Source organism: Psychrobacter sp. AOP31-B2-9 (genome assembly GCF_052378005.1).
Classification (GTDB): Bacteria; Pseudomonadota; Gammaproteobacteria; order Pseudomonadales; family Moraxellaceae; genus Psychrobacter.
This window is the reverse complement of record NZ_JBQSXG010000360.1, coordinates 1-342: the sequence shown is the minus strand read 5'-3', so window position 1 is coordinate 342 and position 342 is coordinate 1. Positions and strand designations below refer to the sequence as shown.

1 pseudogene and 1 other annotated feature are annotated in these 342 nt (G+C 47.4%); the pseudogene reads left to right on the top strand.

Annotated elements, in window-relative coordinates:
• Positions 1–342 (top strand): annotated as a pseudogene (locus ACT3SX_RS15630) (IS3 family transposase); the annotation flags it as partial.
• Positions 34–150: a sequence feature (AL1L pseudoknot), on the top strand. (Overlaps the previous pseudogene by 117 nt.)

The window sequence follows — 342 nt, the reverse complement described above, 5'->3', positions numbered from 1 at the left end:
TAAGCAAGCCAATGAGATTATACGTAAGGCTGCTGCTTTTTTCGCCCAGGCGGAGCTCGACCGCTGACTAAAATCATGATTCACTTCATCGATGACAATAAACACCTTTATGGGGTCGAGCTGATCTGTAGAGTCCTACCGATTGCCCCGTCAACTTATTATCGTGCTCAAGACTTAAGCGACAACCCACACAAGCGTTCACTGCGCAGTCAGCATGACGACTATTACATCGGTGAGATTAAACGTATTTGGCAGGATAGCAAATGCCGTTACGGTGCGCGTAAAGTCTGGCAGCAGATGAAAGCAGAAGGATTATGTATTGCTCGGTGTACCGTAGAGCGA